The sequence below is a fragment of the Pseudoalteromonas sp. G4 genome (assembly GCF_028875915.1).
Taxonomy (GTDB): Bacteria; Pseudomonadota; Gammaproteobacteria; order Enterobacterales; family Alteromonadaceae; genus Pseudoalteromonas.
Genome location: NZ_JAPEHW010000034.1, coordinates 15,183 through 40,962, shown reverse-complemented (window position 1 = coordinate 40,962; position 25,780 = coordinate 15,183). Strand labels below are relative to the sequence as shown.

General features: G+C 39.9%; 27 protein-coding genes and 1 pseudogene. 5 read left to right on the top strand and 23 right to left on the bottom strand.

The features are described from left to right. From ON073_RS11415 to bioH, 3 genes and pseudogenes are all read right to left on the bottom strand, one after another. Positions 1-197, bottom strand: a pseudogene (locus tag ON073_RS11415) (putative metalloprotease CJM1_0395 family protein); the annotation flags it as partial. A 12-nt stretch (positions 198-209) separates the two neighbouring features. After that, positions 210-503, bottom strand: a complete 294-nt coding sequence (locus tag ON073_RS11410; RefSeq protein ID WP_274762011.1) for a flagellar basal body rod C-terminal domain-containing protein — start codon at positions 501-503, stop codon at positions 210-212. A 99-nt stretch (positions 504-602) separates the two neighbouring features. Next, positions 603-1,346 (bottom strand): pimeloyl-ACP methyl ester esterase BioH, encoded by a 744-nt coding sequence (bioH, locus tag ON073_RS11405; protein WP_274762010.1) that lies wholly within the window; start codon positions 1,344-1,346, stop codon positions 603-605. 61 nt (positions 1,347-1,407) lie between these two features. On the opposite strand from bioH, the gene ON073_RS11400 reads away from it, so the two are divergent. Beyond that, complete coding sequence (locus tag ON073_RS11400) at positions 1,408-2,100, top strand: ComF family protein (RefSeq protein WP_274762009.1); 693 nt, start codon at positions 1,408-1,410, stop codon at positions 2,098-2,100. Between the two features lie 31 nt (positions 2,101-2,131). On the opposite strand, the gene ON073_RS11395 is transcribed toward ON073_RS11400, so the two are convergent. Further along, complete coding sequence (locus ON073_RS11395) at positions 2,132-4,690, bottom strand: M14 metallopeptidase family protein (RefSeq protein ID WP_274762008.1); 2,559 nt, start codon at positions 4,688-4,690, stop codon at positions 2,132-2,134. A 210-nt stretch (positions 4,691-4,900) separates the two neighbouring features. Here ON073_RS11395 and nfuA point away from each other — a divergent pair, with 210 nt between their 5' ends. Beyond that, positions 4,901-5,476, top strand: a complete 576-nt coding sequence (nfuA, locus tag ON073_RS11390; protein ID WP_274762007.1) for a Fe-S biogenesis protein NfuA — start codon at positions 4,901-4,903, stop codon at positions 5,474-5,476. Next, a complete protein-coding gene (locus tag ON073_RS11385; protein ID WP_274762014.1) occupies positions 5,472-5,741 on the top strand; it encodes a hypothetical protein in 270 nt (89 codons plus the stop codon). The genes nfuA and ON073_RS11385 overlap by 5 nt, the downstream gene beginning before the upstream one ends. Here ON073_RS11385 and ON073_RS11380 read toward each other — a convergent pair. Then, the gene (locus tag ON073_RS11380; RefSeq protein WP_446728527.1) at positions 5,695-7,029 is read right to left on the bottom strand and encodes an MATE family efflux transporter; all 1,335 of its coding nucleotides are present in this window, start codon (positions 7,027-7,029) and stop codon (positions 5,695-5,697) included. The genes ON073_RS11385 and ON073_RS11380 overlap by 47 nt on opposite strands. Here ON073_RS11380 and ON073_RS11375 point away from each other — a divergent pair. Next, complete coding sequence (locus ON073_RS11375) at positions 7,006-8,031, top strand: polysaccharide deacetylase family protein (RefSeq protein ID WP_274762006.1); 1,026 nt, start codon at positions 7,006-7,008, stop codon at positions 8,029-8,031. The genes ON073_RS11380 and ON073_RS11375 overlap by 24 nt on opposite strands. 19 nt (positions 8,032-8,050) lie before the next feature. Here ON073_RS11375 and ON073_RS11370 read toward each other — a convergent pair whose 3' ends face one another. The 13 genes from ON073_RS11370 to ON073_RS11310 form a co-directional block, all read right to left on the bottom strand. Continuing rightward, positions 8,051-9,079 (bottom strand): protein-glutamate methylesterase/protein-glutamine glutaminase, encoded by a 1,029-nt coding sequence (locus ON073_RS11370; RefSeq protein ID WP_274762005.1) that lies wholly within the window; start codon positions 9,077-9,079, stop codon positions 8,051-8,053. Between the two features lie 8 nt (positions 9,080-9,087). Continuing rightward, entirely contained in the window at positions 9,088-9,696 is a 609-nt protein-coding gene (gene cheD / locus ON073_RS11365; protein ID WP_274762004.1) for a chemoreceptor glutamine deamidase CheD, read from the bottom strand. Next, complete coding sequence (locus ON073_RS11360) at positions 9,693-10,511, bottom strand: CheR family methyltransferase (protein WP_274762003.1); 819 nt, start codon at positions 10,509-10,511, stop codon at positions 9,693-9,695. Before ON073_RS11360 ends, cheD begins: the two co-directional genes overlap by 4 nt. Positions 10,512-10,567: 56 nt before the next feature. Beyond that, positions 10,568-13,252, bottom strand: a complete 2,685-nt coding sequence (locus ON073_RS11355; protein WP_446728526.1) for a methyl-accepting chemotaxis protein — start codon at positions 13,250-13,252, stop codon at positions 10,568-10,570. A 15-nt stretch (positions 13,253-13,267) separates the two neighbouring features. Then, positions 13,268-13,774 carry a chemotaxis protein CheW gene (locus tag ON073_RS11350; protein WP_274762002.1) on the bottom strand — a complete coding sequence of 169 codons (507 nt, stop codon included), beginning with the start codon at positions 13,772-13,774 and terminating at the stop codon, positions 13,268-13,270. Beyond that, positions 13,774-15,885, bottom strand: coding sequence for a chemotaxis protein CheA (locus tag ON073_RS11345; RefSeq protein ID WP_274762001.1), 2,112 nt, complete (start codon positions 15,883-15,885; stop codon positions 13,774-13,776). Before ON073_RS11345 ends, ON073_RS11350 begins: the two co-directional genes overlap by 1 nt. 12 nt (positions 15,886-15,897) lie before the next feature. Beyond that, on the bottom strand, positions 15,898-16,260 hold the full coding sequence (locus ON073_RS11340) for a response regulator (protein ID WP_038638242.1): 363 nt from the start codon (positions 16,258-16,260) through the stop codon (positions 15,898-15,900). A 12-nt stretch (positions 16,261-16,272) separates the two neighbouring features. Beyond that, entirely contained in the window at positions 16,273-16,569 is a 297-nt protein-coding gene (locus ON073_RS11335; RefSeq protein ID WP_342455418.1) for an STAS domain-containing protein, read from the bottom strand. 79 nt (positions 16,570-16,648) lie between these two features. After that, the gene (locus tag ON073_RS11330; protein ID WP_274761998.1) at positions 16,649-17,275 is read right to left on the bottom strand and encodes an SCO family protein; all 627 of its coding nucleotides are present in this window, start codon (positions 17,273-17,275) and stop codon (positions 16,649-16,651) included. Continuing rightward, positions 17,276-18,172: a heme o synthase gene (gene cyoE, locus ON073_RS11325; RefSeq protein WP_274761997.1), complete on the bottom strand. Its 897-nt coding sequence runs from the start codon at positions 18,170-18,172 to the stop codon at positions 17,276-17,278. Positions 18,173-18,181: 9 nt separating this feature from the next. Continuing rightward, positions 18,182-19,174, bottom strand: a complete 993-nt coding sequence (locus ON073_RS11320) for a COX15/CtaA family protein (protein WP_274761996.1) — start codon at positions 19,172-19,174, stop codon at positions 18,182-18,184. Between the two features lie 11 nt (positions 19,175-19,185). After that, positions 19,186-19,710, bottom strand: coding sequence for a hypothetical protein (locus ON073_RS11315; protein ID WP_274761995.1), 525 nt, complete (start codon positions 19,708-19,710; stop codon positions 19,186-19,188). Next, on the bottom strand, positions 19,703-20,422 hold the full coding sequence (locus ON073_RS11310) for an SURF1 family protein (protein ID WP_274761994.1): 720 nt from the start codon (positions 20,420-20,422) through the stop codon (positions 19,703-19,705). Before ON073_RS11310 ends, ON073_RS11315 begins: the two co-directional genes overlap by 8 nt. Here ON073_RS11310 and ON073_RS11305 point away from each other — a divergent pair. Beyond that, on the top strand, positions 20,391-20,660 hold the full coding sequence (locus ON073_RS11305; RefSeq protein ID WP_342455417.1) for a DUF2909 domain-containing protein: 270 nt from the start codon (positions 20,391-20,393) through the stop codon (positions 20,658-20,660). The genes ON073_RS11310 and ON073_RS11305 overlap by 32 nt on opposite strands. A gap of 13 nt (positions 20,661-20,673) precedes the next feature. On the opposite strand, the gene ON073_RS11300 is transcribed toward ON073_RS11305, so the two are convergent. From ON073_RS11300 to lexA, 5 genes are all read right to left on the bottom strand, one after another. Continuing rightward, positions 20,674-21,552 carry a cytochrome c oxidase subunit 3 gene (locus tag ON073_RS11300; RefSeq protein WP_274761992.1) on the bottom strand — a complete coding sequence of 293 codons (879 nt, stop codon included), beginning with the start codon at positions 21,550-21,552 and terminating at the stop codon, positions 20,674-20,676. Further along, positions 21,536-22,111, bottom strand: coding sequence for a cytochrome c oxidase assembly protein (locus ON073_RS11295; protein WP_274761991.1), 576 nt, complete (start codon positions 22,109-22,111; stop codon positions 21,536-21,538). Before ON073_RS11295 ends, ON073_RS11300 begins: the two co-directional genes overlap by 17 nt. Further along, positions 22,111-23,685, bottom strand: coding sequence for a cytochrome c oxidase subunit I (gene ctaD, locus ON073_RS11290; protein WP_274761990.1), 1,575 nt, complete (start codon positions 23,683-23,685; stop codon positions 22,111-22,113). Before ctaD ends, ON073_RS11295 begins: the two co-directional genes overlap by 1 nt. After that, a complete protein-coding gene (gene coxB, locus ON073_RS11285) occupies positions 23,685-24,815 on the bottom strand; it encodes a cytochrome c oxidase subunit II (RefSeq protein WP_274761989.1) in 1,131 nt (376 codons plus the stop codon). Before coxB ends, ctaD begins: the two co-directional genes overlap by 1 nt. A 341-nt stretch (positions 24,816-25,156) precedes the next feature. After that, positions 25,157-25,747: a transcriptional repressor LexA gene (gene lexA / locus ON073_RS11280; protein ID WP_274761988.1), complete on the bottom strand. Its 591-nt coding sequence runs from the start codon at positions 25,745-25,747 to the stop codon at positions 25,157-25,159. Positions 25,748-25,780: the final 33 nt, after the last annotated feature.

Sequence of the window (25,780 nt, the reverse complement as noted above, 5' to 3'; positions counted from 1 at the left end):
TCTTGATTAGCAATTTGGCTTGAGCCTGGTTGACGTGTTTTATCTTGCTCGGCCGCTAAACGAGGGCTAGTTGCAGAGGCTTCAGCTTGTTTTGCAGGTGTAACCAAGTCTCGCAATTGATTATCGCGACGGGCATTTTCAGTATGAACATTAGCGGTGTTAAGGCTAATGTTAGGGTAAGTCGATACAATATTCATTTAGTTGCTGAGTTACACTCTCACGTCTATTAAAGTGCCAAGCACTTCATCAGCGGTTTGAATAGAACGTGTATTTGCTTGAGCATTAAACTGCTCTACACGAAGGTTAACAAGTTCTTCCGTTACATTTACGGGTTGGCTTTGTGCTTCTCTTGTTTCAGGAGTCGGTTCTGGGCGTTCAATATTTTCTCGCTCAGTTTGTGCACGAGCAATATTAGACGATGCCTCAGTGATACCATCAGATGCACTTTGCAAACCTTTTAAGCCCGAATTAAAAGCAGAGCTCAAGTTATTTGAAACATCCATAAGCACCCTCAATTAAAACACTTGTGATAGCTATAGTATCGCTCAAATTTCACACAAAATAAAGTTAATGCGGCAATAATTTGCCGCCCTCTATCAAGGTTAATTTTCTATATGGGATAACAGTAAGTTAGTAAACTCTTGAGGATGAGATATAAATGGCGCATGTGAAGCTTTAGGTAAGATATCCGCTTTAAAATGAGCATTGAGCTGCTGCATTTTAAGCACTGACTTTACAGGAACAAGTGAGTCTAAACGGCCAAAAACCCCTGAAATTGGCACTTCAATAGTGGCAAAAAGCTCACGCAAGTCATCATTTTTCAATATTTCTAAGCCGCCTGATAGTGCAATTGGTTGTGCATCAGGGTACGCAGCGAGCAATGATTTAATTTCTTTAATATCTTGCTTGGCGTGCTCACTGCCCATTGCTTGAATTGCAAGAAAACGTTCAACTGTTTTTTTATGATCTTTGCTTAATTGCGACATAAATGTATCAAGAACTTTTTCATCAATACCACGCCATTCATCATTAGATGCAAAAAATGGAGTCGAGGCAATTAAGATGATTTGTTTTACTTTGCTTGGATATAGCTCTGCCATTTTAAGGGCAATTAAGCCGGAAAGTGACCATGCAACCAAAACAGAGTTATCTTCAATCTCTTGTGATAGCTGATGTGTGACATTTTCTAATTGATATTGTTTAGTGTCATCAAATTGATTACCACCAAAACCGGGTAAATTTAATGTGATAAAAGTGTGCTCACTGTGCTTTTCAAGCGTCTCTTTTTGCATTTGCCAAATGCCTTGGTTCATCCCCCAGCCATGCAATAAAACAACGTTCGCCATCGAATTTCCTCGCTTAAAAATTTTGCCGCTATACTAACAGTTAGTGATATGGAAATCCTGCATGAATTTTTATAACAAATTATTAAATTGGGTTTTACCCAACCTTTGTGTTTCTTGCCGTGAGCAGCTTCTTGCTCCGGCAAAATTATGCCGCTCTTGCCTAGGCGATATTGAACGTATCACATTCAAAGATTCTGCAAATCTACTTCACCGCCCAGATATCGATAAATTACTAAAGTCAGCTAAATTTGATTCGTTATTTGCGGTAACTTGGTATCAGCCTCCCTCTTCATTATGGTTAAAAGGGCTTAAATTTAATAAACAGCGTATTTATATCAATGCCCTTCGCCAGTTAATAAAAAAACAACTTAAAGAAGCTAGCAACCAAAAAAATTGGCAATACCCAGAGGTCATAATGCCTGTCCCGCTGCACTGGTTTAGACATTTTCGGCGTGGTTTTAATCAAAGTGAAGAAATCTGGCGAAATTTGAATATCCCAATTGATACCCAATCTTTAATACGCGTTAAAAACACAAAGGCGCAAAGCGAATTAAATAAAAGGCAGCGAAAAAGTAATATCAAAGGAGCATTTAGTTGTAACTTAATTCGGCCTTATCAACATGTGGCTATCGTTGATGACATCATTACAACTGGCAATACGGTTAATGAATTAACACAGCTATTAAAAAAAGCTGGTGTAAAGCAGGTCTCTGTTTGGGTAGTTGCTATTAGCGATCCATTAAATAGTCATTAAAAAGGGGCTTTCGCCCCTTAATTAAAGCAATTTACTCTGAGTCAATTGCATGACCAAAGAAAATCGCATTGCTAAGTAAACGGCTTGTACCATACCAGTAACTTCTGAAAACAGGGTTATCAGACATCGCTACAACCTTTCCTTTGCCAAAGTTGTGCGCGACAAGTACAGCTTGCTCAGCAATCTGTTGATTGTTCTTATCATGACTGAATCCGGCAAGTAATGGTTCTGCCGTATAGGTTGCAACGTTCACAAAAGGTTTTGTACTAGGTTTTAAAACGAAAGTGTTATTTTTGAACACAGGTAATGTATTGCGTTCATATGAAAAACTCAAAGGGTGACTTAAGTCGATATTTGCATTAAATATTGCACCAGCAATTCGCTTATCGCCATGATAGCTGTCTTTGTCTGCGTAGCTTAAGTTATCAGTTGGAAACGCCTTAGCCAAATCGCTGCTAGAAAGATATTCCGCCTTTAAAATGCCTGTATCGGCCAAAAACTTAGCGCCTGATTTATGACCCCAAACAACGCCGCCATGCTGAACCCAGTATTTTAATTTATCAACAGTTTTAGTTGAAACCGACGAAAAGCGGCCATTTGTCATAATAATGTGGGTATAAGGTGCCAAATCAATTCGTGATAATCGCTCTAAATCAACTAATGTAGCTGCAATATCGAGATAACGGTCAAGGTAATACCACACTTCTCCCACTTCATACTGACTTGTGCCCTGTCCGCCCACTAGCAGTACTTTTGGTGCTTTTAAAGGTACAATGTTGCGTGAACCAATATCAATGCCTTGTGTGGTTAAGCCAGAGGTAATCTGATGAACTTTTACAGTAGATTTACTAACTAATTTTTGTAGTTTATTGAACCAATTTTCATCTTGCTGCAACCCTTTGGCAATAATTATTGTGCCTGCGGCAAATGCATGTTCGCCATTAGTTGTTGATGCTGTAAATGGCTTCATAGCACCACGTGCAACAATACCGTTTTGTTGTAACTGTGAAAGTAATTTAGGTGCAAGGTAATCATTCCATTCAAATGCAAAGGCATAATTTGATGAAAGTGTTTGATTACTTTTATTGAAAGTCGGCTGCCAAGCTTGTTCTTGATACTTAACCGCACGAGTTGAGCGAACCTCTGCAAATGCTAAATTAAACGAATGTGCTAAATTCCAGCCTGACACATCATAGAATGTATTATCGTTAAAGCTTGTTTGTTGTAAAAACGCACCTTTAATTAATCTGTACTGCGGCTGATTGAGCGGAATAAAAACACTACTGCTTGCCTGAAATGTTTGCTTTGCAACACTTGCATCTTTATTGAGCGGGTAAGCTTTAATCTGATGCTGATTTAACAGCGTTAAGAATGCATTAAATCGTGACTTATCTTTCACCCCAGCAACTACATAACCTTTTACATCATCTTTTTTAGCTAACTTTGCAGTGTCTTGATAAAAGCGTTGTTGATAAGAAAGTAAACCCTGCTTGCCAGACACAACAGCATCAAACGTTGACAAAGATGTAGTTAATTGATTTTTAATTGCATCAGAGAACTCGCGAAGCCCATTAATGGTGTCATACTTATGGCCGCGAACACTGCCTTGCTCAAATAAAATACCAATTGTTCCATGAATATCTGGATAAGTAGAGCCTTTACCGATATAAAAATCGTCGAAGCTTTCTTCAGTAAAATATAACTCACCTTGCTGGTCGAGTGCCGCAGCATGAAAAGTCGCAATATCTTTCGTCAATTGCACATTTTCATCCGGTGTTAACGGAAACTTGCGTGATGGAATACCCGGTTGGAAAAAATACGTACTGTGCGGGCCCATTTCATGAAAGTCTGTAAGTACATGCGGCATCCACTGATGGTATTTAGCTATACGAGCACGTGATTCTGGGTGCTGTAGTAACAACCAATCACGATTTAAGTCAGTAAAATAATGGTTTGTTCGGCCACTTGGCCAAGCTTCGTTGTGATCTTTATGATTTGGATCTGCCGAAATATTTTTACCTTTATAGCTATTAACCCACTGAGAAAAACGCGCTAATCCATCAGGGTTCAGTGAAGGATCAAGTAGAATCACAGTTTCATCTAGCAGCTTATTTATTTTTTCGCCTTGTGCCGCGGCTAAATAATATGCCACTAACAACGCCGCATTACTGCCGCTTGCTTCATTGCCGTGCACACTGTAGCCCATCCAAGTAATAACAGGTGAATCATTTTCAATGTTACTTCCTTGAATTGATTGAGCTAAATGTTGTTTACGCACAGCATCAATATTATTAAGTCTTGTCGGATTTGTAATAGTAAGCAGTAAAAGAGGACGCTGCTCATGGCTGTAACCTATTACTTCTAAGTCAATACGCTCACTTTTTTCTGCAAGTAACTTCATATACGCTACAAGTTGATCATGGCGAACATGCCAATCACCCACTTGGTAACCAAGCACTGATTCAGGTGTTGGAATAGTTGGGTCAAAATTAATTTTTTCGTCAAAATAAAAATCTAGGCTCTTAGCTGAGCTTTCTATACTGAGCAGTGCCAAACAGGCTGTTATAAGTAAAAGGTACAGCTTTTTCATAGTGATGCCATAATGATAGGTTGGTTATGTTTATTGCATTATTGCGCAAACTTACACTAACAATGTTTACTATTTAAACCCACTCGTTTCAGGCGAAGCGGCAAAAAAATAAGACCAGTTAAAGCCTTTTTCAACTTCTGCCACTATTTTAGCAAACAAAAAAAGTGATATACTAAAAACCAAGTAAATTAGTCAGGTATAGGTCGAATTATGATTACCATTTCTGAGGCAGCACAAAGCCACTTTGCCAAATTACTCGCTGATCAAGCTGAAGGCACAAATATTCGCGTTTTTGTGGTTAACCCTGGTACGGCACAAGCTGAGTGTGGCGTTTCGTATTGCCCGGCTGATGCAATTGAAGAAACTGACATTAAACTTCCATTTAATGGCTTTGATGCAGTTGTTGATGAAGAGAGTGCACCATTTTTAGAAGAAGCGGATATCGACTTCGTAACAGACAAAATGGGTTCACAGTTAACGCTAAAAGCACCAAACGCAAAAGCGAAAAAACTTAGCGATGATGCAAGCCTTCAAGAGCGTGTACAACACATGATTGAAACAGAAATTAACCCGCAACTTGCAAATCACGGCGGCCAGGTTAATTTAGTTGAAATCACTGAGGACGGTATTGCCGTTGTACAATTTGGCGGTGGCTGTAATGGCTGCTCTATGATTGATGTTACATTGAAAGATGGCATCGAAACTCAAATGATTGCTAAGTTTGAAGAAATCACAGGTGTACGTGATATTACTGAGCACCAATCTGGCGAGCACTCATATTATTAAGTATAAACAGGTTATTTACCGCCTAGGTAATGAACCTAAAATAAGCCTAAAGCGCTTTCTAAGTGGTTTAGGCTTATTTGTAGTTGCAGCTGCATTGATTGTTTATGGCTACTTTAATAGCCATTACTTTCAAATTGGAGGCCTGCTGTTGTTACCCATAGCACTCTATTTTGCTATTTACGGGTATTTGGGTATTTTCGCTAACCGCTTTTCGCAAGTTATTGCAAAAGCTGACGAAGACGCCAAGCATCGTGATATTTTTTAGCGAGCGTTAACCCTCTTAGTGCCATAAAACTAGTCATCGCTAACCAAAGTCCATGATTTCCCCATTGGTAACTCACTGCAAAAACGCCTGCAAATCCAACTAACGCAGAAAATATCATAGTATTACGCATTTCTTTCGCTCTAGTTAAACCAACAAATACTCCATCATATAAAAAACAAAAGCTCGCAATAGGTGGAAGAATAATGGACCAAACTAAATAGTTTTCCGCTGTGCTAATCACATTTGGCAAATCGGTTAATAGACCAATAATAGCCGAGCCAAAAATCATAAATAGCACACTATAGAGACAAGCAAAGATAAATGCCCAGAAACGCCCTATCACCACCCACAAATGGATCGCTTGTGCTTTTTGCCGCCCTTTTGCTTGGCCTACTTTTGCTTCAACTGCGTAAGCAATACCATCAAGGGCAAAACTCACCAACAGCAAAAAGTTGAGCAAAACAGCATTCGCTGCAAGTGTTACATCGCCAAGAAAACCGCCGTAGTAAGTCATAAATGCGAAGCATAGCTGCAAAAACAAAGAGCGAATGAAAATGTCGCGATTCAGTTTTAATGATCGCATCATTCCTTTTAATGGCACCTTTAACAAAGTAACAAACGACAATTCATGCTTTGTAAAACGCGCTTTTAAAAGCACAAGGGCCGCAAGCAAACCTATATAATCAGCCACCACTGACGCAAAAGCTGCACCTTCAACTTGCCACTCAAAAACCACCACAAAAAGTACATCTAAAATAATATTCGCGATGTTAGTTACCAATACAATTATCAGTGTTCCTTTACTAAATTGGGTACCTAGCATCCACGCGAGAATAACCATATTAAGAAGCGCTGCCGGTGCGCTAAAAATCCGAATATTAAAATATGTTTGGGCATGGCCAATTGCATCATCACTACCAGAAAGAAAATGCCCCATAAAAAGGCTAATGAAAGGGCTTAAGAGAAGTAATAGTGTCGCAACTAAGATTGAGAGTAACGCTGCACCTTTTAGTTCCTGCATCAATCCTTGTTGACTATTTTGGCCATAAGCTTGCGCAACCAACCCTGTGGTACTCATACGCAAAAAGCCTGCCAGCCAAAAAAGCAGATTAATAACCATACTGCCCAGTGCAACACCCGCCAAAAAGCTCGCGTCACTTAGGTGGCCAATCACTGCTGTATCAACCAAGCCCAGTAATGGTACACTGATGTTTGATAAAATCATTGGCCACGCGAGAAGTAACAATCCAATATGGAAAGATTTATGGCGAGTAAAAAAGTTTTTCATTTAAGCCTTGGACTATTTTTAAGTTTATATTTTTGCCTTGCTCAAGCCGCAGTCATTTTGCAATACCATCACGTTTCAGAAACATTACCGAGAGTAACAAGTTTGTCTGAAAGTGAATTTAGTGACCATTTAAGCTTCTTAAAAGAGCACGATTATCAAGTCGTGCCTCTGCACCAAATAATTGAAGCAATAAAGCAGCAAAAGAGTATACCTGACAAAACTGTCGCACTCACCTTTGACGATGGTTTTATAAACAATTTCACCCAAGCGGCTCCCATTTTAAAGCGCTTTAACTATCCCTATACCATTTTCGTCAATCCTCAGCTGATTGATGAGGGAAAAAGCTATGTAATGAATTGGCAGCAATTAAGAGAATTAAGTAAAGCTGGTGCATTTATCGCAAACCACAGTGCGAAGCATGATTACCTTCATGTACTTGAAAAGGGGGAATCGTTTTCCCAATGGCAAGAGAGAATGCGTCATGATATCACACATTCTGAGCTAAGAATTAAACAAGAAATTGGTCATAACTTTAAATATTTAGCCTACCCTTACGGGGAATTTAATCAAGCCTTACAAGAACTGGTAGCTGAACTCGGTTTTGTGGGAATTGGACAGCATTCAGGAGCTGTTAGTAAGCATACAGATTTAACGCGCGTGCCACGTTTTCCAGCATCAGGTATTTACGCCAATTTAGAAACTTTAAAAACAAAAATAGCCAGCTTACCATTCGCATTTAAAGTCGATGCAAAATCAGTGACTAACAACACAAAACCACAACTCAAATTGTCATTTCTAGAAAAGGATTTTAACAAAGGTCGGTTTAACTGTTTTATTGCTGGTAATACAGCAAAAATAACTTGGCTAAGTGACAATCACGTTGAGATACAAGCTGAAAAGGAGCTTAATAAAGGACGTTCTCGCTATAACTGTACCGCACCAAGTAAAGCTAAGCCCGGACGCTTTTATTGGCTATCACACCCTTTCGTAGTTGCGAACTAATAACGAAAGGGCTGCAAAATTATTTCTTTGCCCAGTTTGTAATTTCTGCGGCAAATGCATCTAAACTTAATACCTTGTGCGCAGCATCCAGATCAATAGCTGCGCGCGGCATGCCCCACACCACTGATGATGCTTCATCCTGAGCTAGAGTATACGCATTGTATTCTTTTAATTTAAGCAAGCCTGCAGCACCGTCAGCCCCCATACCCGTTAAAATTGATGCGCAAACTTTATTACCGAGCTCAAGTTTGGCAATTGACTTAAATAAAACATCCACTGCTGGGCGATGACGATTCACAGGAGGAGACTGCGCCACTTTACATTTTAAACTACCCGCCCTGCCAACAACTGCTAAATGATAATCACCCGGCGCAATATAAACATGGTTTGGTTTTATTAGCTCGCCATCTTCTGCTTCTTTAACCGTGAGCGCAACGGAGCGATCCATTCTTTCAGCAAAGGATGCCGAAAAAACCGGTGGAATATGCTGCGTGATTACAACAGGAGGAAAAGTATCAGGCAAACCTGTAAGTAATTCTTTAATAGCCTCAGTGCCACCCGTTGATGCACCAATAGCCACCAGCTTAGTGGCATCAAAACTACCAAATGCTGGCTTTGTAACAGGCGTAGCTACAGGCTTTAATGAACGGACACGCGCTTTTGCAGCAGCGCGAATTTTCTCATGCAGTGTTTCCGCATAATCAAGCAGCTTGTCGCCAACTTGTTGCGTCGGTTTAGCCACAAAATCAACTGCACCAAGCTCAAGACATTCAAGGGTAACCGGCGCGCCTTGCTGCGTTAAGGTAGAAATCATCACAACTGGCATTGGCCTTAAACGCATCAGGTTTTTTAAAAAACTAACCCCATCCATTTTTGGCATTTCAACATCAAGCGTTAAGACATCGGGATTTAATTGTTTAATTAAATCCCGAGCCTGGTAAGGATCATTCGCCGTACCAATGACTTCTATATCTTGTGCTTGTTGTAAGACTTCTGTCAGTACCGCCCGAATTAAAGGCGAATCATCGACTACTAAAACCCTGATCATCTTCATTCCTAAAACAGCTCGATATCTGTATGCGTATCTTGTTCTTCAATTTCATGAAGATATTTAAATTCACGTTGTTGAATTGTGTCATTATGCATACTACGTAATTTTTTCACATGTGCCTTACCTGTTGTTGGATTAAACAGCACTTTTCTAGGCCACGGGCCTCCAACATCATGTGATTCAACTTGTAGCCCTTCATTTTTCAAATATTGCGAGACAAACATAATGTTTCCCTCACCAACATCGCCCATGCCTTTAATAATTTTTCCACCACCAAATATTTTAATTTTGAAATTATCTCTACTGCCACCGTTTTTAATAATTTCATTAATCAAAAATTCCATAGCCCAGTTGCCATAACGGCAGCTTAAACTATCAATACCGGCATTATTGTTAGCTGGCAGCATAAAATGGTTCATACCGCCAATGCCCATTTTATGATCGTAAACACATGCCGAAATACACGAACCTAAAACCGTCGATATTAATTCATTTTGCTTAGTCACATAAACTTCACCGGGTAAAATTTTCGCAACAACACTATCGCGCCCTCTATCCCAATATCGTTTAATGTGCTCAAAGCCATGTAGGCACCGTTTAAATTCTGTATTCAAAAAGCCTTCCTGTACATTGTCTTCCCTAACGCTACAAACTGAGTCTGCGATTTATTCATACTTTCTGAATGACCTAAAAATAAATGACCTTCAGTACATAATTTTTCAGCGTAACGTTGAAATAAAGACTCTTTGGTAGGCTGATCAAAATAAATAACGACATTGCGACAAAAGATCACATCAAACTCACCTTTCATAGGCCAGTCTTGTAATAAGTTTAAACGCTTAAAATATATGTTTTTTCTGAGCTCTGGCCTGACTTTAAACAAACCACTTTGTTTATTTCGCAAAAAAAAGCGCTTTTTTAGCGAATCGTCTAAGCCCGTTATGGAATTTTCAGCATATTCACCAGCACTGGCTTTTGATAGCACATTCGAGTCCAGATCGGTTGCTAATATTTTCACATCCCACGAAGGTGGAAAGCGGTCAGCAATTGTCATCGCAATAGTGTAAGGCTCTTCGCCAGTGGAACAACCAGCGGACCAAATTCTTACTCGCTTAGTATTTCGATTGCGCTCTAATATTTGAGGGATCAATGTTTCACGCAAAAAGTCAAAGTGATATGGCTCACGAAAAAAAGAAGTGAGGTTGGTCGTAATCGCGTTAATAAAGTGACTAAACTCTTCGCGTTTATGATCTTCCAAATAATTAATATACTCGGCAAAACTTGATAAATTCAGCACTCTTATTCGGCGAGCAAGGCGAGAATAAACCATTTCACGTTTATGGCTACCAAGCACAATACCACATGCCTCATAAACCATTTTCGCAATAAGTTCGAACTCACCATCTGTAAGCAAAAATTCCTTCGCCACAATGACTCCTAGAGTAAGCTAAGCAAGTTTAATTGCTTAGCTCTTAACTACATCAGTTAAAACTCTTCCCACTCTTCGCTGTTGTCAGCAAAATCATCGCCTGATGGCACTGATGAGATTTGCAAACGCTCACTACGAGAGGTGATTTTTGGTGCTGGTCTTGAAGTTGAACCTTGTGCAATTCTCGGTGTTTCAATACCACTACTGCCACTGGTATTAAAGAAGCTTAGTAATTGACGCATACCGTTTGCTTGTTCAGCCATAGACTCACTCGCTGCCGATGCTTGTTCCACGAGTGCCGCATTTTGCTGAGTCATTTCGTCCATTTGGGTAATTGCTTTATTAACTTGCTCAATACCAGAGCTTTGCTCTTCAGAAGCAACGGTAATATCAGCAATCATTTCAGTTACCCGCTGCACTGATGCCACAATCTCTTGTAATGTGCTACCCGATTCATTAACAAGTAACGTACCATCTTCAACTTTACTAACACTGTCACGAATAAGCTCTTTGATTTCTTTCGCTGCAGCTGCAGAACGCTGTGCAAGGTTTCTCACTTCGCCAGCTACAACCGCAAAACCACGGCCTTGTTCACCTGCTCGCGCAGCTTCTACAGCAGCATTTAATGCTAATAAGTTAGTTTGGAAAGCAATTTCATCAATTACCCCGATAATATCGGCAATCTTCTTACTTGAATGATTGATTTCGGCCATGCTCTCAACGGCACGCTCAACAACTTCGCCACCTTGCTTAGCTTTAGTTTGCGTGTCGTTAGCTAATTCATTCGCAACTTTTGCATTATCTGCATTTTGACGAACGGTACTTGTCATCTCTTCCATACTCGATGCAGTTTCTTCAAGAGAAGAAGCCTGCTCTTCAGTACGCTGACTTAAATCGGTATTACCTTGCGAAATCTCTTCCGCACCACTGGCCACTAAATTAGATGAAACACTTACTTTTTCAATTACTTCTGTTAATTTTTCAGCGGTTGTATTTGCATCGCGTTTTAATTTATCAAACGAACCTAAATAATCGCTCTCGATACGTTTGGTTAAATCGCCATGTGCCATGGCATCCAGCATTTCGGCTGTTTCTGTTATCACTTTGTCAGAAATGCCCACAAGTTTGTTCAAGCCTTGCGCTAAACTCAGGAAGAAGCCTTCTTTACCAACCTCTTCAATACGTGTATCAAGTTCACCACTTGAAGCTGCTGAAACTAACTCATCAATTTCTTTTTCAATAGCTACTTCACCTGTGCGGTCAAGCCACTCAACAACCGTACCTAAACGTTCTTTGTCTTCAGAGAAAATAGGGTTAGCTGTAAGTGCAAATGTACGACCACCCACCGTGATTTCAGTACTGTATGTAGATGTTAAACGATCAACCATATGTTGTTGATGTGCAGGGTTTTTATGAAATACATCCATATTTGAACCCAATAGCGCTGAACTATTGAAGTTTGGTAAATCGCGTTTAATATCTGATTCAGCATTTCGCATCATGTTCAACACAGCTTCATTCATATACACAATGTTATTACCTGCGTCTGCAATCATTGTGTTGGTATTTACTGTATCTAGTGCCTGACGAACTCGTGCATTTTCGTTAGCTATATCTCTAGCTTGCTTTTCGGCTGCTAAGCGCTCTGTTTTATCATCCCATTCAACAACAGTTCCTACTCGTTCTCCTTGTTCATCGTATACCGGTGTGGCAATTAAGCCAAAAGTGAAACCTGCTAAATTAAGGTCTGTTTGGTAAACCGATTTAAGATTTGCCAACATGCCGCGTTGATGCGCAGGATTTTTATGGAAGTCATCAACACATGTTCCAACTAACTCACTTACCTTAAAGTTAGGTAAGACTGTTTGGATTTGTGACTGATTTGAACTTAACATATCAACTACTGAATCATTAACATAAACAATGTTCAAATCATTATCTGCGAGCATCACATTTGCTTGGCAAACTTTTAATGCGCTAGCAATACGTGCATTATTGGCAGCTTCTTTTGCTGCGAGTTCTTGCTGGGCTAACTGCTCAGTGATGTCGTCCCACTCAACCACAGTACCCAAACGTTCTCCACTATCTGAGAAAACAGGTGTTGCAATTAGATCGAAATGCAAGCCAGCCACATGAATTTTAGTACGGTATACTTGTTGAAGATTTTTAAGCATACTGCGTTGATGTGCTGGGTTTTGGTGGAAAACGTCAACATTAGTACCAACAAGCGTATTCACATTAAAATTCGGTAGAGCTTGTTGCAACTTAACTTGGTTTTTAGACAACATATCTACGACTGATTTGTTAACGTAAACAATGTTGCAGTCGGCATCTGCCAACATAACATTCGCTTGGCACACTTCGAGGGCTTCTAACTTACTCGATGCTAATGCATTGTCTGATACTTCTTCCGTTTCGACTTCTTTATTTAACAGGCTATCGAGTGCTCTGAAGTAAGCTGGAAACTTATCTTGATCAACAAGTGCTAACTTTTCAGCATTACCCTCTAATAAACTCGGTAACGATGCAGATACAACCTCAAGCTTTTCGGCGATTGCTGTCACACTTTGTGCCAGAAAAAACGTTATACCCGCTACAACTAGAACAAAGACGGCAATAGCCGCAAGCCCTTGCTGCATGTCTACACCTGCTAATTGCAAACAGATAAAGAATCCGACCAAAACCACCGCGGCAGATACATAGAGTTTATTTAATATGGTTGCTTTTATATTTTCCATCATGCCCCCTAACGGAAATTAATTCTTGCTTGCGCCAAATTCAAGGTTGAGCACACGTTCGAGATCCAGTAAAACCACCATTTTCTCGCCAACATTCACTAGACCATGAACAAATTCTGTATTTTCAGTATTAGTGACATCAGGCACATCACGTGCATCTGATTCGGAAATGCTATAAACATCTGAAACAGCATCAACCACTATACCCATAATTTTATCGCCACTTTGTAATCCAACTTTAACCACAATAACTACAGTTACTGAACTGTAGGGTACTTGAGGTAAACCAAAGCGTGCGCGTAAATCTATGATTGGAACAATCGTCCCTCTCAAGTTAATCGCACCTTTTACATAAGTGGGAGAGTTTGGAATTTGAGTAATTTCTTCCCAACCTCTTATTTCTTGCACAGCTAAAATATCAACGCCGTATTCTTCATCTGCCATCATAAAAGTAAGGAATTGGCAGATATTATCTTCTTGGTGTTCATCAGCTGAGTCTAAGAGCTCATCAACGACTGCTTCCATTAAGCTTCCTCACTTTCTAATGACTCTATCGCCAGCTCTGTGGAGCCTGCTTTTTTAAGGCCTGCCAACTTAATTAAACCGGTAATATCTATGATCAGAGAAACTCGTCCATCACCTAAAATAGTTGCGCCAGAAACGCCTTCTACTTTTTGGTAATTTGCTTCAAGGCTTTTAATAACCACTTGTTGCTGAGCTAATAAGTCATCAACAAGCAAACCTACTTTCTGGTTATCACTTTCAACAATAACCAGCAGGCCTTTGTCGAGGTCTTCTATAGCACCGCTATGATTAAAAATTTGGTGCAATCTTAAAATTGGAATGTATTCATCGCGCAAACGTAAAACATTTAGCCCGCCTCCAACACAATTCACCATTTTTAAATCAATTTGCAGAGATTCAACAATGGAAATAAGCGGGATAATATACGTATGCTGTGCAACCGTGACGAGTTGCCCATCTAAAATGGCTAACGTTAGTGGTAAACGAATGGTAAAAGTAGAACCAATACCCTGCTCTGAAGTAACCTCAATTGAGCCATTTAGGGATTGAATATTTCGCCTTACAACATCCATCCCAACACCGCGACCAGAAATATCGCTTACTTGATCGGCTGTTGAAAAACCTGGCATAAAGATCAGTTCATTAATTTCATCATCTGAAAGTTCGTCACCTTCGTTGATTAGGCCATTTTGAATTGCTTTTTGTTTGATTTTTTGAGTATTAAGGCCTGCACCATCATCCATAATTTCAATTACGATGTTACCGCCTTGGTGAAATGCATTTAACGTCACCGTACCCACTTTAGGCTTGCCGGCCTCTTCCCTTTGTTCGGGTGTTTCAAGGCCATGATCCAATGAGTTACGCACTAAGTGCACCATAGGATCGGATATTTTTTCCATCACAGTTTTATCAAGCTCGGTTTGTTCACCAAGCAACTTTAACTCAACTTCTTTGCCTAATTTTTGCGAGGTATCTCGCACCAAACGTGGGAAGCGGCTAAATACAAAACTAATAGGTAACATCCGAATACGCATAACACTCTCTTGCAGGTCGCGTGTATTATGCGCTAGTTGTGCTAACCCTTCTTGCAATGCCATCATCTTATTTTCAGTGATTTCACCTTCACCGAGTTGTGTCAACATTGCTTGAGTAATAACAAGTTCACCCACCATATTAATAAGCGAATCGACTTTATCAATGCTTACTCGAATTGATGTGCTTTCAGTAGACGCTGCTTTTGAAGCTGCTTTATTAGCAGCTGGAGATACATCATTTTTGGTTTCATTTTTTGAAGCAGCTGTAGTTTGTGCTGAAGATTCTGAGGCACTTGGCTCATTTGCCGTATTCTCTTCAACAGGGTCATCACCAAACAGCCCACCACACAAAGTAATGGTAATTTCAGCATCATCTTCAACCCATTCGAACACTTCTTTTATGGCATCTTCACCTTTATCTGTCTCAAGATAAAAAGTCCAAGTGACGTAACATTCATCAGCAGAAATATTGTGAATATCTGGGATTAACTCAAGATTAGCAACAACGTCTAATTCACCTAGCTCAGCAAGCTCTTCAATGAGGTAAATAGGCTCATTGCCCGTTTTGAATAAATGATGTTGTGGCTTAAAAACCACTTCATAAGTATCTAATGCACCATGGTCAGTTTGCGCTTCGATTGCAACCTGTTGTTGCCCAGCAGGCGATTGAACATTCGATGATTGCTCTTCACCAGATAAGATTAATTCGAATTTTTCTTTTAATTGTGTCGCATTAGTCAAATCTGTCTCTTGATTGTTTTGCAAATCACCAAGCATTTCTCGCAAGCAATCGACCGATTGAAGAAGTAAATTAACATGCTCAGATGTTAACTCACGAGATCCTTCGCGAATTTGATCTAACAGAGTTTCGAGTACGTGAGTAAAATCTGAAACGTGAGTGAATCCGAAAGTTCCACTCCCGCCTTTTATTGAGTGAGCGGCACGAAAAATAGTATTGATGGTTTCGTTGTCTAAGTCTCCCGGTGTGAGATTTAGTAACTCAGATTCCATTACATCCAGACCTTCAAGACTCTCTTCAAAGAAAACCTCAAAGAATTGGCTTAAGTCGATGCTCATGCCGCCTCCTGTTTATCGGATGACTTTTTTAATTACAGCCAATAATTGGTCAGGATTAAATGGTTTTACAATCCAGCCAGTCGCTCCTGCTGCTTTACCTTCAGTCTTTTTATCCAAACCTGATTCAGTTGTTAGCATCAGCATTGGTGTAAATTTATAAGCTGGAAGCGCTCTTAACTCTCTGATAAGTGTAATACCATCCATTACTGGCATGTTTACATCCGAAATCACAGCATCAAAGCTTTCGCCTTTTGCTATTTCAAGCGCTTCGCTTCCATCTTTTGCTTCTGTTACATCGAAACCCGCTTTTTTAAGCGTAAAACCAACCATTTGTCTCATTGATGCTGAGTCATCAACCGCCAAAATCTTTTTCATACAGACCCCAAATTATTGTTCTGACAAGGCAAGAAAATCTTGCACTCCCAAAGTTTTTGCTGCAGCAAATAACGCATTACTATTGCCATGCCAAGTAATTTGCTGCTGAGTTTCCGCTAGATTTTTTTGCAACGAACAGAGTAATTGAATTGAAGCTGTATCAGCACGAGTAACCTGAGAAATATCAAGTTCAATACTCGATTGCTTCGACAACAAATCTAAGAGAGTTTCTTTTAGCTCAGAGACCGAGTTTATGACAAGCTCGGCGGGTAACTGATACATAGTTTTCTTTCCTTGTTCGCTTAAAATTAAGCGTAGACCCAGAATTTGAAATTGCCAAAATATTATCGATTATTTAAATCTAATTAATGTGTTAGGCAACTTAAATTCATAGTGCGCTAGAATAGTATTCAATTATCTTAGTCAAGTCTTCTATAATTTTTGACTGGTCGATAATCGGTACTTTTCCTTTTGCAAATTCAGGTTTGAATATCGCTCTAACGGTACCAGTTGGGTCAACCAAGGTGACAGAAGCACTATGGTCAACGGTGTAATTTTCAGTCTCTCCATCATCATGAATGGCATAAACTAAGCCTAAATTCCTAACAAATGGAAACAACTGTTTATGCTCCGCTGAAACCGCTGTAAAGCTTGGATTAAAATAATCAATATACTGTCGACGTTTATCAGCGACATCACGCTTAGGGTCAACAGAAACAAACCAAATATTTACAGGGTAGGTATCGGAAAGTTTTTCATAGACTTGAGTTAATTTTGCTAACGTCATCGGACAAATATCAGGACAACTCGTGTAACCTAAAAACAATAGTGTCCATTGACCTTTAAGGTTAGCTTCAGAAACGCTTTTGCCAAGTTGATCTTCTAAGATAAATGGCTTAACCGCTCTCGCTTCTTGATAAAGCAAACCATGGGTTTCAGGTGGCGCTTTGGGACCGCACCCCATAAGCAACGAGATAAAAAGTATAGAGAGCCAACGAAGTCTAATTTGAGGCATTTAAATCAACCACTTATCTACAAACAGTGCAATAAATAGTAGCATAAGTTGCCAAATAGAATAGATAAAGAGTTTAATCGCTAACTTCTCTTTAGGCGCAAATTTTAACTGCCAAGCTCGGTAAACAAATATACTGTTCAACACAAAGCTAGCAATTAGGTAAATATTACCTGACATACCAATTAAAAATGGCAATACACACACCAATGTTAATAGCACGCTATATAATAAAACCATGGTTTTTGTAAATTCTATACCATGAGTTACCGGCAACATTGGTATTTTTGCATTTTCATAATCTTTTTTACGATCAATCGCTAACGCCCAGAAATGGGGGGGCGTCCATGCGAACACTATCATCACTAACAACCAAGGCTCAGCTGACATCGCACCGGTTTCAGACACCCAACCAAGTAGTGGTGGCATTGCTCCAGCAAAACCACCAATCACAATGTTTTGTGGTGTTCTTCTTTTTAGTACCAACGTATAGATAAAAGCATAACCTACTAAAGCAAACATCGTCAGCCACGCCGTCAACCAGTTAGCAAATTGCACTAAAATACAAAAGCCAATCACTAAAAGTATCATTGAGAAAGTAAACGCATGTGTATTCGAAATGCTGCCAGTTGCAACTGGGCGGGTATCTGTGCGACGCATTTTTTTATCGATATCACTATCAACAATATGATTAATTACCGCAGCACTGCTTGCTAATAACGCGATACCAAAGATTGTTAGGGTTTGTTCTAGTAATGAACGCCCTGAAGCTGGGGCTAAGCCCTGCCCAACAACAGCAGTTAATGCTAAAAGCATTACCACTTTATATTTACATAACACCAAGTACTCATGAATTTTTGCGCTGACAGAGCGCTGTAATAGTAAAACGTTACTTGTCATAAATTACTCCTAGCACTTGCTTCTTAAGAGGTAAGCCAATCGCACACAACTCAAGAGCAATAAGACAGCTGTCAGGTTATGCATAAGCGCAACATTAAGTGGTATGTGTAATAAAATTAAACTTACACCTAAAGCGATTTGGCATAACAGTACAGCCCATACATGATAAACAGCATGTTTAACCACCGTTGAATAACAATTTTTGAGTATTCTGAACCCTACCCAAAACACCACAAAAGCAGTCACTAATGCCCATATTCGATGGAAAAAATGAATCGACATTCTGGTCTCGGCTGAAAGCACACCATATTCATAAGTGGCATGATCGTCAGGTAGTTGAAAAATACTGCTAAACGAAAAACGTTCGAACGTGTTTGCTCCGCAAAGAGGAAAATCAGCACATAACGATGCAGCATAATTAGCGGCAAGCCAACCACCGAGAGCAATCTGTGAAATAACAAAACATAATGCAACTAACGATAAACCATAAAAGGGTTTCGCCCCAGAATCTCCTCCAGGAATTCGCTCCGATGTTAATCTGATATAAAGCAAGAACAGCAAACTAATAATAGAAAATCCGCCGAGCAAATGCCCCATCACAATGAGCGGCTGTAAATTCATAGTCACAGTCAGCATCCCAAGTGCCGCTTGAAAGATAACTAAGACTAAAAGTAATAAAGGTAGTTTTACAGGTGCGAGTTTATGCTGACGCTGCTTTAACGCATAAATCGCAATCAGTAAAATAATTATGCCTAACGCTCCTGCAAAATAGCGATGGATCATTTCTTTCCATGCTTTGCCTTGGTCTACTTCTAGGCTTGGGAAATGCGTTTCAGCCTTTTCAATTTCATGGGCTTCATTTGGCACAGTCAGAAAACCATAGCAGCCAGGCCAATCAGGACAGCCTAAGCCCGAATCACTTAACCTTGTATACGCACCCAAGCCCACAACAATAAGTGCAAAGAGACAGCCAAAAAAAACCAGTTTATGATAACCCTTCACTCAACTTCTCCTTAAGCTCGACTGCGACTGTAGTTAAGTAACTTTTTCAGATCTTTAATTAATCCGCGCTTCATCTCATTGTCATTTTGCATTTGATAGGTCACAGGGTATTCAAGCACTACCAAACCTCGATGATCTACCAGGTAAATGGCATCAACTTCCATGGTTAAAGGTTGTTGGTCTAATTCATGTAATGCGTGCTCAGTAGAAACCAAGTCCGTTAACTGTAAAGACCCTATTTGTTGTTCAATAGCATACGCACCTACATATAAATTGTGCTTACCAAGCACATCAAATACATTTTTTATTAATTGATTTTTTGATAAACAAGCTTGATTGCAATCTTGATTGTTTACAGTAACTAGAGACCATTTGGTATGCTGATCTGAAGGCCAATTTGAGATGATTTTTTCATTATCAAGAAAGTGACCATAGTTTGTTTGTGCAGGCTCTAGCCAACTGTATTTGAGGGCCATCACAGCAACTATTACAGGGGCAATAAAGCACACAATAAACAACCAAAGTGTTTTATTCATTTGAACCTCCTTTGCGATATATAGCTCCACCAACAACAAGTGCTGCAAGCGCAAGTAAAATCCATTGCAACGCATATGCGCGATGTTTGTCTGGCGACATATTGATAACTTGATAATGGAATGCACCTAGTGCGCTTTGCGCATTTGCATAGACAATGTATGGTGCAAACTCTTGATTGAGTAACTCTGACGCCAATTGAGGAGAAATGTATTGCAAGCGTTGGCCTTGCACGACTTCATTTTGGTTTTCGGCCAGGCTAAACCCTTCAAAGTCACTTACTTTAAGCACGCCATTGAGTGACAATTGCGGTGGTAAATTTACATCTGGAAGTTGCTCTCGTTGATAAGAACCCGCAAACCACCCCATATTTACGAGCCACCAGCGAGATGAATTAAAAGGTTTAACAGCGACAATCAAATCATAACCAAATTTTCCATTGACCACTTGGTTATCAAGCCACCAAAACTCTGGGGCTAGCGCTCCCTCTAAAGATACATTAAGCCCTGTTGCTACCCACTCTTTAGGCAAACTAGCTAACTGATGCCAAGGTAAAACACCTTGTTCACTGAGTTTTTCTAATTTTTCAAGAATAGTTATTTTTTGCTGTGACCTTTGGTATTGCCAAACAGCTAAACTTGCGCAAATAAATGCAATTGTGGTTGTACACACTAGCAGAGTGATGCTTTTTGCACTATTCTGGGTTAACCGCATACCGCAAACTCTCCAACTTATGTTGATAAAATTAATTATCGTATTCTTATTGTTATACATCGTTTTTAGTTTGTTTAAGGCACTTGTGTGCATGCTTAAAAGCGACGCCTCTCCCAACTCTATGTCCCATTACTTAGGGCGAAGAGTAATATTTTCTGCAATAGTATTAGTGATTATTTTAATTGCGATGCTGTTTGGTCTTATTACGCCAAACAGCAACCCCTACGTTGTTGGTTAATCAGTGTTGACACTTAAAGTACGTACACAAAGACGAATAAACACAACCACACCACATCAACAAAGTGCCAATACCAAGCAGCTGCTTGAAAAGCAAAATGCTTTTCTTCGCTAAAATGCCCTTTCAAAATTCTCACAAATACAACAAATAACAAGATAGTACCTAGCGTTACATGCATGCCATGAAAGCCGGTTAATAAAAAGAAGGTATTACCGTAAATGCCTGAATCGAGCGTAAGCCCTAAATCTTGATAGGCGTGCACATATTCCTCACCTTGTAACACCAAGAAAATAGCACCAAGTGCAATTGTCAGTGCTAACATGGTTTTTAATTGTGTGCGCTTACCATGCTCCATTGCTGTGTGAGCACAGTGCAAGGTGATTGAAGATGTAAGCAGAATAATGGTGTTGATTAAAGGTAAACCTTGCCACCCCATCGCTTTAGTTTCATCACCACCTGGAGTATTTAATAACGGCCATACCGCCTCAAAAGAAGGCCACAATACCTCGTTGGTCATGGCATTATTGCTGTCACCACCTAACCAAGGTACAGCAAAGGTTCGGGCATAGAATAACGCGCCAAAGAATGCCATAAAGAACATCACTTCAGAGAAAATAAACCACGCCATTCCTTGCCTAAAGGAACGATCCATTTGTGCCGAATAAAGCCCACCTTGTGATTCATCAATCACATTTTTAAACCAGCCAAATAACATATAAAGCAGAACTGCGATGCCCAATATCAAGACATAAAAACCTATTCCACCTTGCTGTTTAGCAGTTTGCATTACCGCTAAACCTGAGCCAACTGCAATTAAGAATAATGCAACAGCCCCGACAATGGGCCAGTGACTTTGCTCAGGTACATAATATTTTTCATATTGAGTTTTCATTTGTTAACTCTCCATCGCTATTGCTATTGCTTGCAACTTTCCCCTTAACATCTGCGGTGATATCGTAAATTGTGTATGACAAAGTAACTTCATGAATATCATTTGGCAGCGTTTCATCTAAGTAAAATAGTAGAGGTAGATCCGCTGAGCCTTTACTGGTTAACGGCTGTTGATTGAAACAAAAGCAAGAGACTTTATGTAAATATTTAGCCGCACGACCAGGCGCTACTGACGGTACGGCTTGCATTATTTTGTCGCTACTCGATAGATTCTGCGCAATAAACTCAATGCGCTCCATTTCACCAGGGCTAACATCAACGCTGTAACGTTTCGCCTTCACTTTGAAAGGCGCCCCAGCTTGCGCATGGGTAATAAACGTTACACGAACACTACGTGATTCATCACTGTTAGCACTTACTTTAGCTTGCTCCATATTCGGTTTGCCGTTTAATCCTGTGATATCACAAAAAACGTCATATAGAGGCACCAAAGCAAATGCAAAAGCAAACATTAGCAAGCTGGTTAAAATTAACTTTTTAAGTAGCTTTACGTTGTTCATTACTTCACTTCCGGTGGCTCAGAGAAAGTGTGATAAGGTGCAGGAGAATCAACTTCCCACTCTAAACCTTCAGCACCATCCCATACTTTTGCAGGGACTTTTTGGCCACCTTTAGCACATTTATATACCACAGCAACAAATAACAACTGTGATAATCCAAATGCAAAGCCACCAATACTTATTAGTGCATTAAAATCAGCAAATTGAAGGGCATAGTCTGGAATACGACGAGGCATACCTGCTAATCCAACAAAGTGCATTGGGAAGAACAAGATATTTACACTAATTAATGATAGCCAAAAATGCGCTTTAGCAAGGCCTATGTGATACATATTGCCAGTCCACTTAGGCAACCAATAATATGCACCGGCCATAATTGAAAACACAGCGCCGGTAACTAATACATAATGGAAATGTGCTACAACAAAATAGGTATCATGATATTGGAAATCCACAGGAGTAATTGCCAACATCAAGCCGGAAAAACCACCTAAGGTAAATAACACAATAAACGCGATGGAAAAGAGCATTGGCACTTCAAAGCTAATTGAACCTCGCCACATAGTAGCGACCCAGTTAAACACTTTTACCCCTGTAGGTACCGAAATCAACATGGTGCTGTACATAAAGAACAACTCACCTGCAAGCGGCATCCCCGTAGTAAACATATGATGCGCCCACACAATGAACGATAAAAACGCAATAGATGCAGTGGCATAAACCATCGACGCATAGCCAAATAGTTTTTTCCGCGAGAATGTTGGAATGATTGTGGAGATGACACCAAATGCCGGCAAAATCATAATGTACACTTCAGGGTGACCGAAGAACCAGAAAATATGCTGGAACATTACCGGATCACCGCCACCAGCCGCATTAAAGAAGTCAGTGCCAAAATATTTATCAGTCAATACCATAGTCACAGCACCTGCCAAAACAGGCATTACAGCTATTAATAAAAACGCCGTAATTAACCATGTCCATACAAACAGTGGCAGTTTCATATAGGTCATACCTGGAGCACGCATATTAACGATGGTTACAATCACATTGATTGCCCCCATAATCGAGCTAATACCCATTATATGAACCGCAAAAACAAATAATGCCGTGTTGTCATTACTATAAGTAGTTGAAAGAGGTGCGTAAAAAGTCCAACCAAATGCAGGACCGCCGCCTTCCATAAAGAGCGACATTAAAAGAATAAAAAATGCAAAAGGCAGTATCCAAAAACTCCAGTTATTCATTCTTGGTAAAGCCATGTCTGGCGCACCAATCATCATTGGGATCATCCAGTTTGCAAGCCCTGTAAATGCAGGCATTACGGCACCAAAAACCATAATTAAGCCATGCACAGTTGTCATTTGATTAAAAAAGTGAGGTTCTACAAATTGCAATCCTGGCTGGAATAATTCAGCACGGATCACTAGCGCCATTGCGCCACCAGTCAAAAACATCAGCAATGCAAATAATAAATAAAGCGTGCCAATATCTTTGTGGTTTGTCGTAAATAACCAACGTTTGATGCCTGTTGGGGCATGATGGTGATGATGAGATTCAGCTATTGTTGTCATTATTGTGCTTCTCCCATAGATTCTTGAATATCACTAGGTTGAACTAAGTCACCTGTATTGTTACCCCAAGCATTACGCTCATACGTCACCACTGCGGCAAGCTCTTTTAAAGACAGCATTTTGCTGTACCCCTGCATCGCTGTAGCTGGTTTACCGTGAACCACAATGCCGATATGCGCTTTAACATCGCCAAGTGCAATAGGGCTATCTTTGAGTGCTGGGAATACGCCTGGCAATCCCATACCTGTAGGTTGGTGACATGCAGCACAATTTGCCATGTAAACTTGTTCGCCAAGTGTCATTAATTCATCTTTAGATAGAGTCAAATCAAGCGATGCTTTTTCAGCAGCTGCTGCCTGTGCTTTTTCTAATTGCGCATTAGCGAGCCATTGATCAAATTCAGCAGGCTCTTTTACTTCAACAACAACTGGCATAAAGCCATGGTCTTTACCGCACAGTTCAGCACATTGGCCACGGTAGATGCCGGTTTCATTAACACGTGTCCAAGCTTCATTGATAAAACCAGGGTTGGCATCTTTTTTCACAGCAAATTCAGGTACCCACCAAGAGTGAATAACATCATCTGAGGTCATTAAAAAACGCACCTTTTTGCCTTTAGGAATAATTAATGGCTTATCAACATCTAACAAATAGGTTTCTGTTTTTTCATCTTGATTGGTTATTTGCTCTCGAGGAGTTGATAACACAGAATAGAATGACACATCGTGGTCAAGGTATTCATAATGCCATTTCCATTGTGAGCCGGTGACTTTGATTGTCAGGTCCGCTTTGGTGGTGTCTTCCATTGCAATTAATGTTTTGGTGGCAGGAACCGCCATGGCAATCAAAATGACAAATGGAATTGCTGTCCACAAAATTTCAACTTTGGTACTTTCATGAAATTGGGCAGGAACAGCCCCTTTAGATTTACGGTGATGGATAATTGCCCAAAACATGATGGCAAATACAATTAATCCAATAACGCAACAGATATAAAATATGGTCATATGGAGCTCGTAAACATCACGGCTGATGTCCGTCACCCCAACAGGTAAGTTATATTGACTCGTCCCAACTGCTAAAAAAGGAAAGCTCAATAGTAACCATAAGGATAGTTTAACTAACCTCATGCTCGCTCCTTTGCTAATTATTATTATGTTGTTAGGAAATGGTCAGTGAAAGTTAATGTGATTTGATCACACGACGCACTACAGCATCACTCCATTTTCTTTATTATATTTTGTTTTCAAAGCCCGCACTTAAGCTCAAAGAAAACAAAGGTTACTACTAAGGTCTAGTAAACGATTAATTTTTACGCAAGTCAAATTTAAGATAAATTTTTTATAAATCTACAAGTTAGCGATATTTAAGTAAGGGGATTTGACACTAGAAATGTGTTGTTAAGAAGTGTTTGCTTAGTTTATAAGGCTAGTAACTTTAACAACTAGCCTTACTTATTAACTGTTTTTATTTACATCCAATCTGCGTTTCGAATAACGCCAACAGCTAATCCTTCAATATTGAAGTGATCGTGCTCTAAATCGACTTTGATAGTATCAAATGCTTCATTTTCAGCATGCAGTAACACATGCTTACCAGCTTTTTCAAAGCGCTTAACCGTTACATCTTCATCTACGCGCGCGACAACAACTTGCCCATTATTAGCAACAGGAGTTCGGTGCACGGCTAATAAATCACCATCCATAATGCCAATATCTTTCATACTCTCACCTTTAACGCGCAGTAAGAAATCAGCACATGGATTAAACAAATGCGGATCCACCTGATAATGACTTTCAATATGTTCATGAGCCAAAATAGGTGAGCCTGCTGCTACTTGGCCAATTAGCGGTAACCCTAATTGCTCTGGCTCTTCCTCCTCAACTAAACGAATACCTCGACTCGCGCCAGGTACCATCTCAATTACACCTTTTTTAGCAAGCGCTTTTTTAAATCCTAATGTAGAGGCTATTTCAGCACGAGTTGGGGGCATGCCAGTATCTTTAATAAATACTTTAACAAGCTCTAAAATTTGCGCTTGGCGTTTAGTTAATGGTCTCATTCACTGGTTTTCCATACAGTACAGGTAACTGTG

Coding starts and splice junctions, on each gene's coding strand:
- ON073_RS11355 (WP_446728526.1), bottom strand. CDS start 13,252: ATGATGGAAAATATAAAAGCAACCATATTAAATAAACTCTATGTATCT.
- ON073_RS11340 (WP_038638242.1), bottom strand. CDS start 16,260: ATGAAAAAGATTTTGGCGGTTGATGACTCAGCATCAATGAGACAAATG.
- ctaD (WP_274761990.1), bottom strand. CDS start 23,685: ATGACAACAATAGCTGAATCTCATCATCACCATCATGCCCCAACAGGC.
- ON073_RS11305 (WP_342455417.1), top strand. CDS start 20,391: ATGCTTTTTGCACTATTCTGGGTTAACCGCATACCGCAAACTCTCCAA.
- ON073_RS11375 (WP_274762006.1), top strand. CDS start 7,006: ATGGCGAGTAAAAAAGTTTTTCATTTAAGCCTTGGACTATTTTTAAGT.
- ON073_RS11330 (WP_274761998.1), bottom strand. CDS start 17,275: ATGCCTCAAATTAGACTTCGTTGGCTCTCTATACTTTTTATCTCGTTG.
- ON073_RS11370 (WP_274762005.1), bottom strand. CDS start 9,079: ATGATCAGGGTTTTAGTAGTCGATGATTCGCCTTTAATTCGGGCGGTA.
- ON073_RS11410 (WP_274762011.1), bottom strand. CDS start 503: ATGGATGTTTCAAATAACTTGAGCTCTGCTTTTAATTCGGGCTTAAAA.
- ON073_RS11400 (WP_274762009.1), top strand. CDS start 1,408: ATGAATTTTTATAACAAATTATTAAATTGGGTTTTACCCAACCTTTGT.
- ON073_RS11395 (WP_274762008.1), bottom strand. CDS start 4,690: ATGAAAAAGCTGTACCTTTTACTTATAACAGCCTGTTTGGCACTGCTC.
- ON073_RS11350 (WP_274762002.1), bottom strand. CDS start 13,774: ATGGAAGCAGTCGTTGATGAGCTCTTAGACTCAGCTGATGAACACCAA.
- ON073_RS11310 (WP_274761994.1), bottom strand. CDS start 20,422: ATGCGGTTAACCCAGAATAGTGCAAAAAGCATCACTCTGCTAGTGTGT.
- ON073_RS11345 (WP_274762001.1), bottom strand. CDS start 15,885: ATGAGCATCGACTTAAGCCAATTCTTTGAGGTTTTCTTTGAAGAGAGT.
- bioH (WP_274762010.1), bottom strand. CDS start 1,346: ATGGCGAACGTTGTTTTATTGCATGGCTGGGGGATGAACCAAGGCATT.
- cyoE (WP_274761997.1), bottom strand. CDS start 18,172: ATGACAAGTAACGTTTTACTATTACAGCGCTCTGTCAGCGCAAAAATT.
- ON073_RS11315 (WP_274761995.1), bottom strand. CDS start 19,710: ATGAATAAAACACTTTGGTTGTTTATTGTGTGCTTTATTGCCCCTGTA.
- coxB (WP_274761989.1), bottom strand. CDS start 24,815: ATGAGGTTAGTTAAACTATCCTTATGGTTACTATTGAGCTTTCCTTTT.
- ON073_RS11300 (WP_274761992.1), bottom strand. CDS start 21,552: ATGAAAACTCAATATGAAAAATATTATGTACCTGAGCAAAGTCACTGG.
- lexA (WP_274761988.1), bottom strand. CDS start 25,747: ATGAGACCATTAACTAAACGCCAAGCGCAAATTTTAGAGCTTGTTAAA.
- nfuA (WP_274762007.1), top strand. CDS start 4,901: ATGATTACCATTTCTGAGGCAGCACAAAGCCACTTTGCCAAATTACTC.
- ON073_RS11380 (WP_446728527.1), bottom strand. CDS start 7,029: ATGAAAAACTTTTTTACTCGCCATAAATCTTTCCATATTGGATTGTTA.
- ON073_RS11295 (WP_274761991.1), bottom strand. CDS start 22,111: ATGAACAACGTAAAGCTACTTAAAAAGTTAATTTTAACCAGCTTGCTA.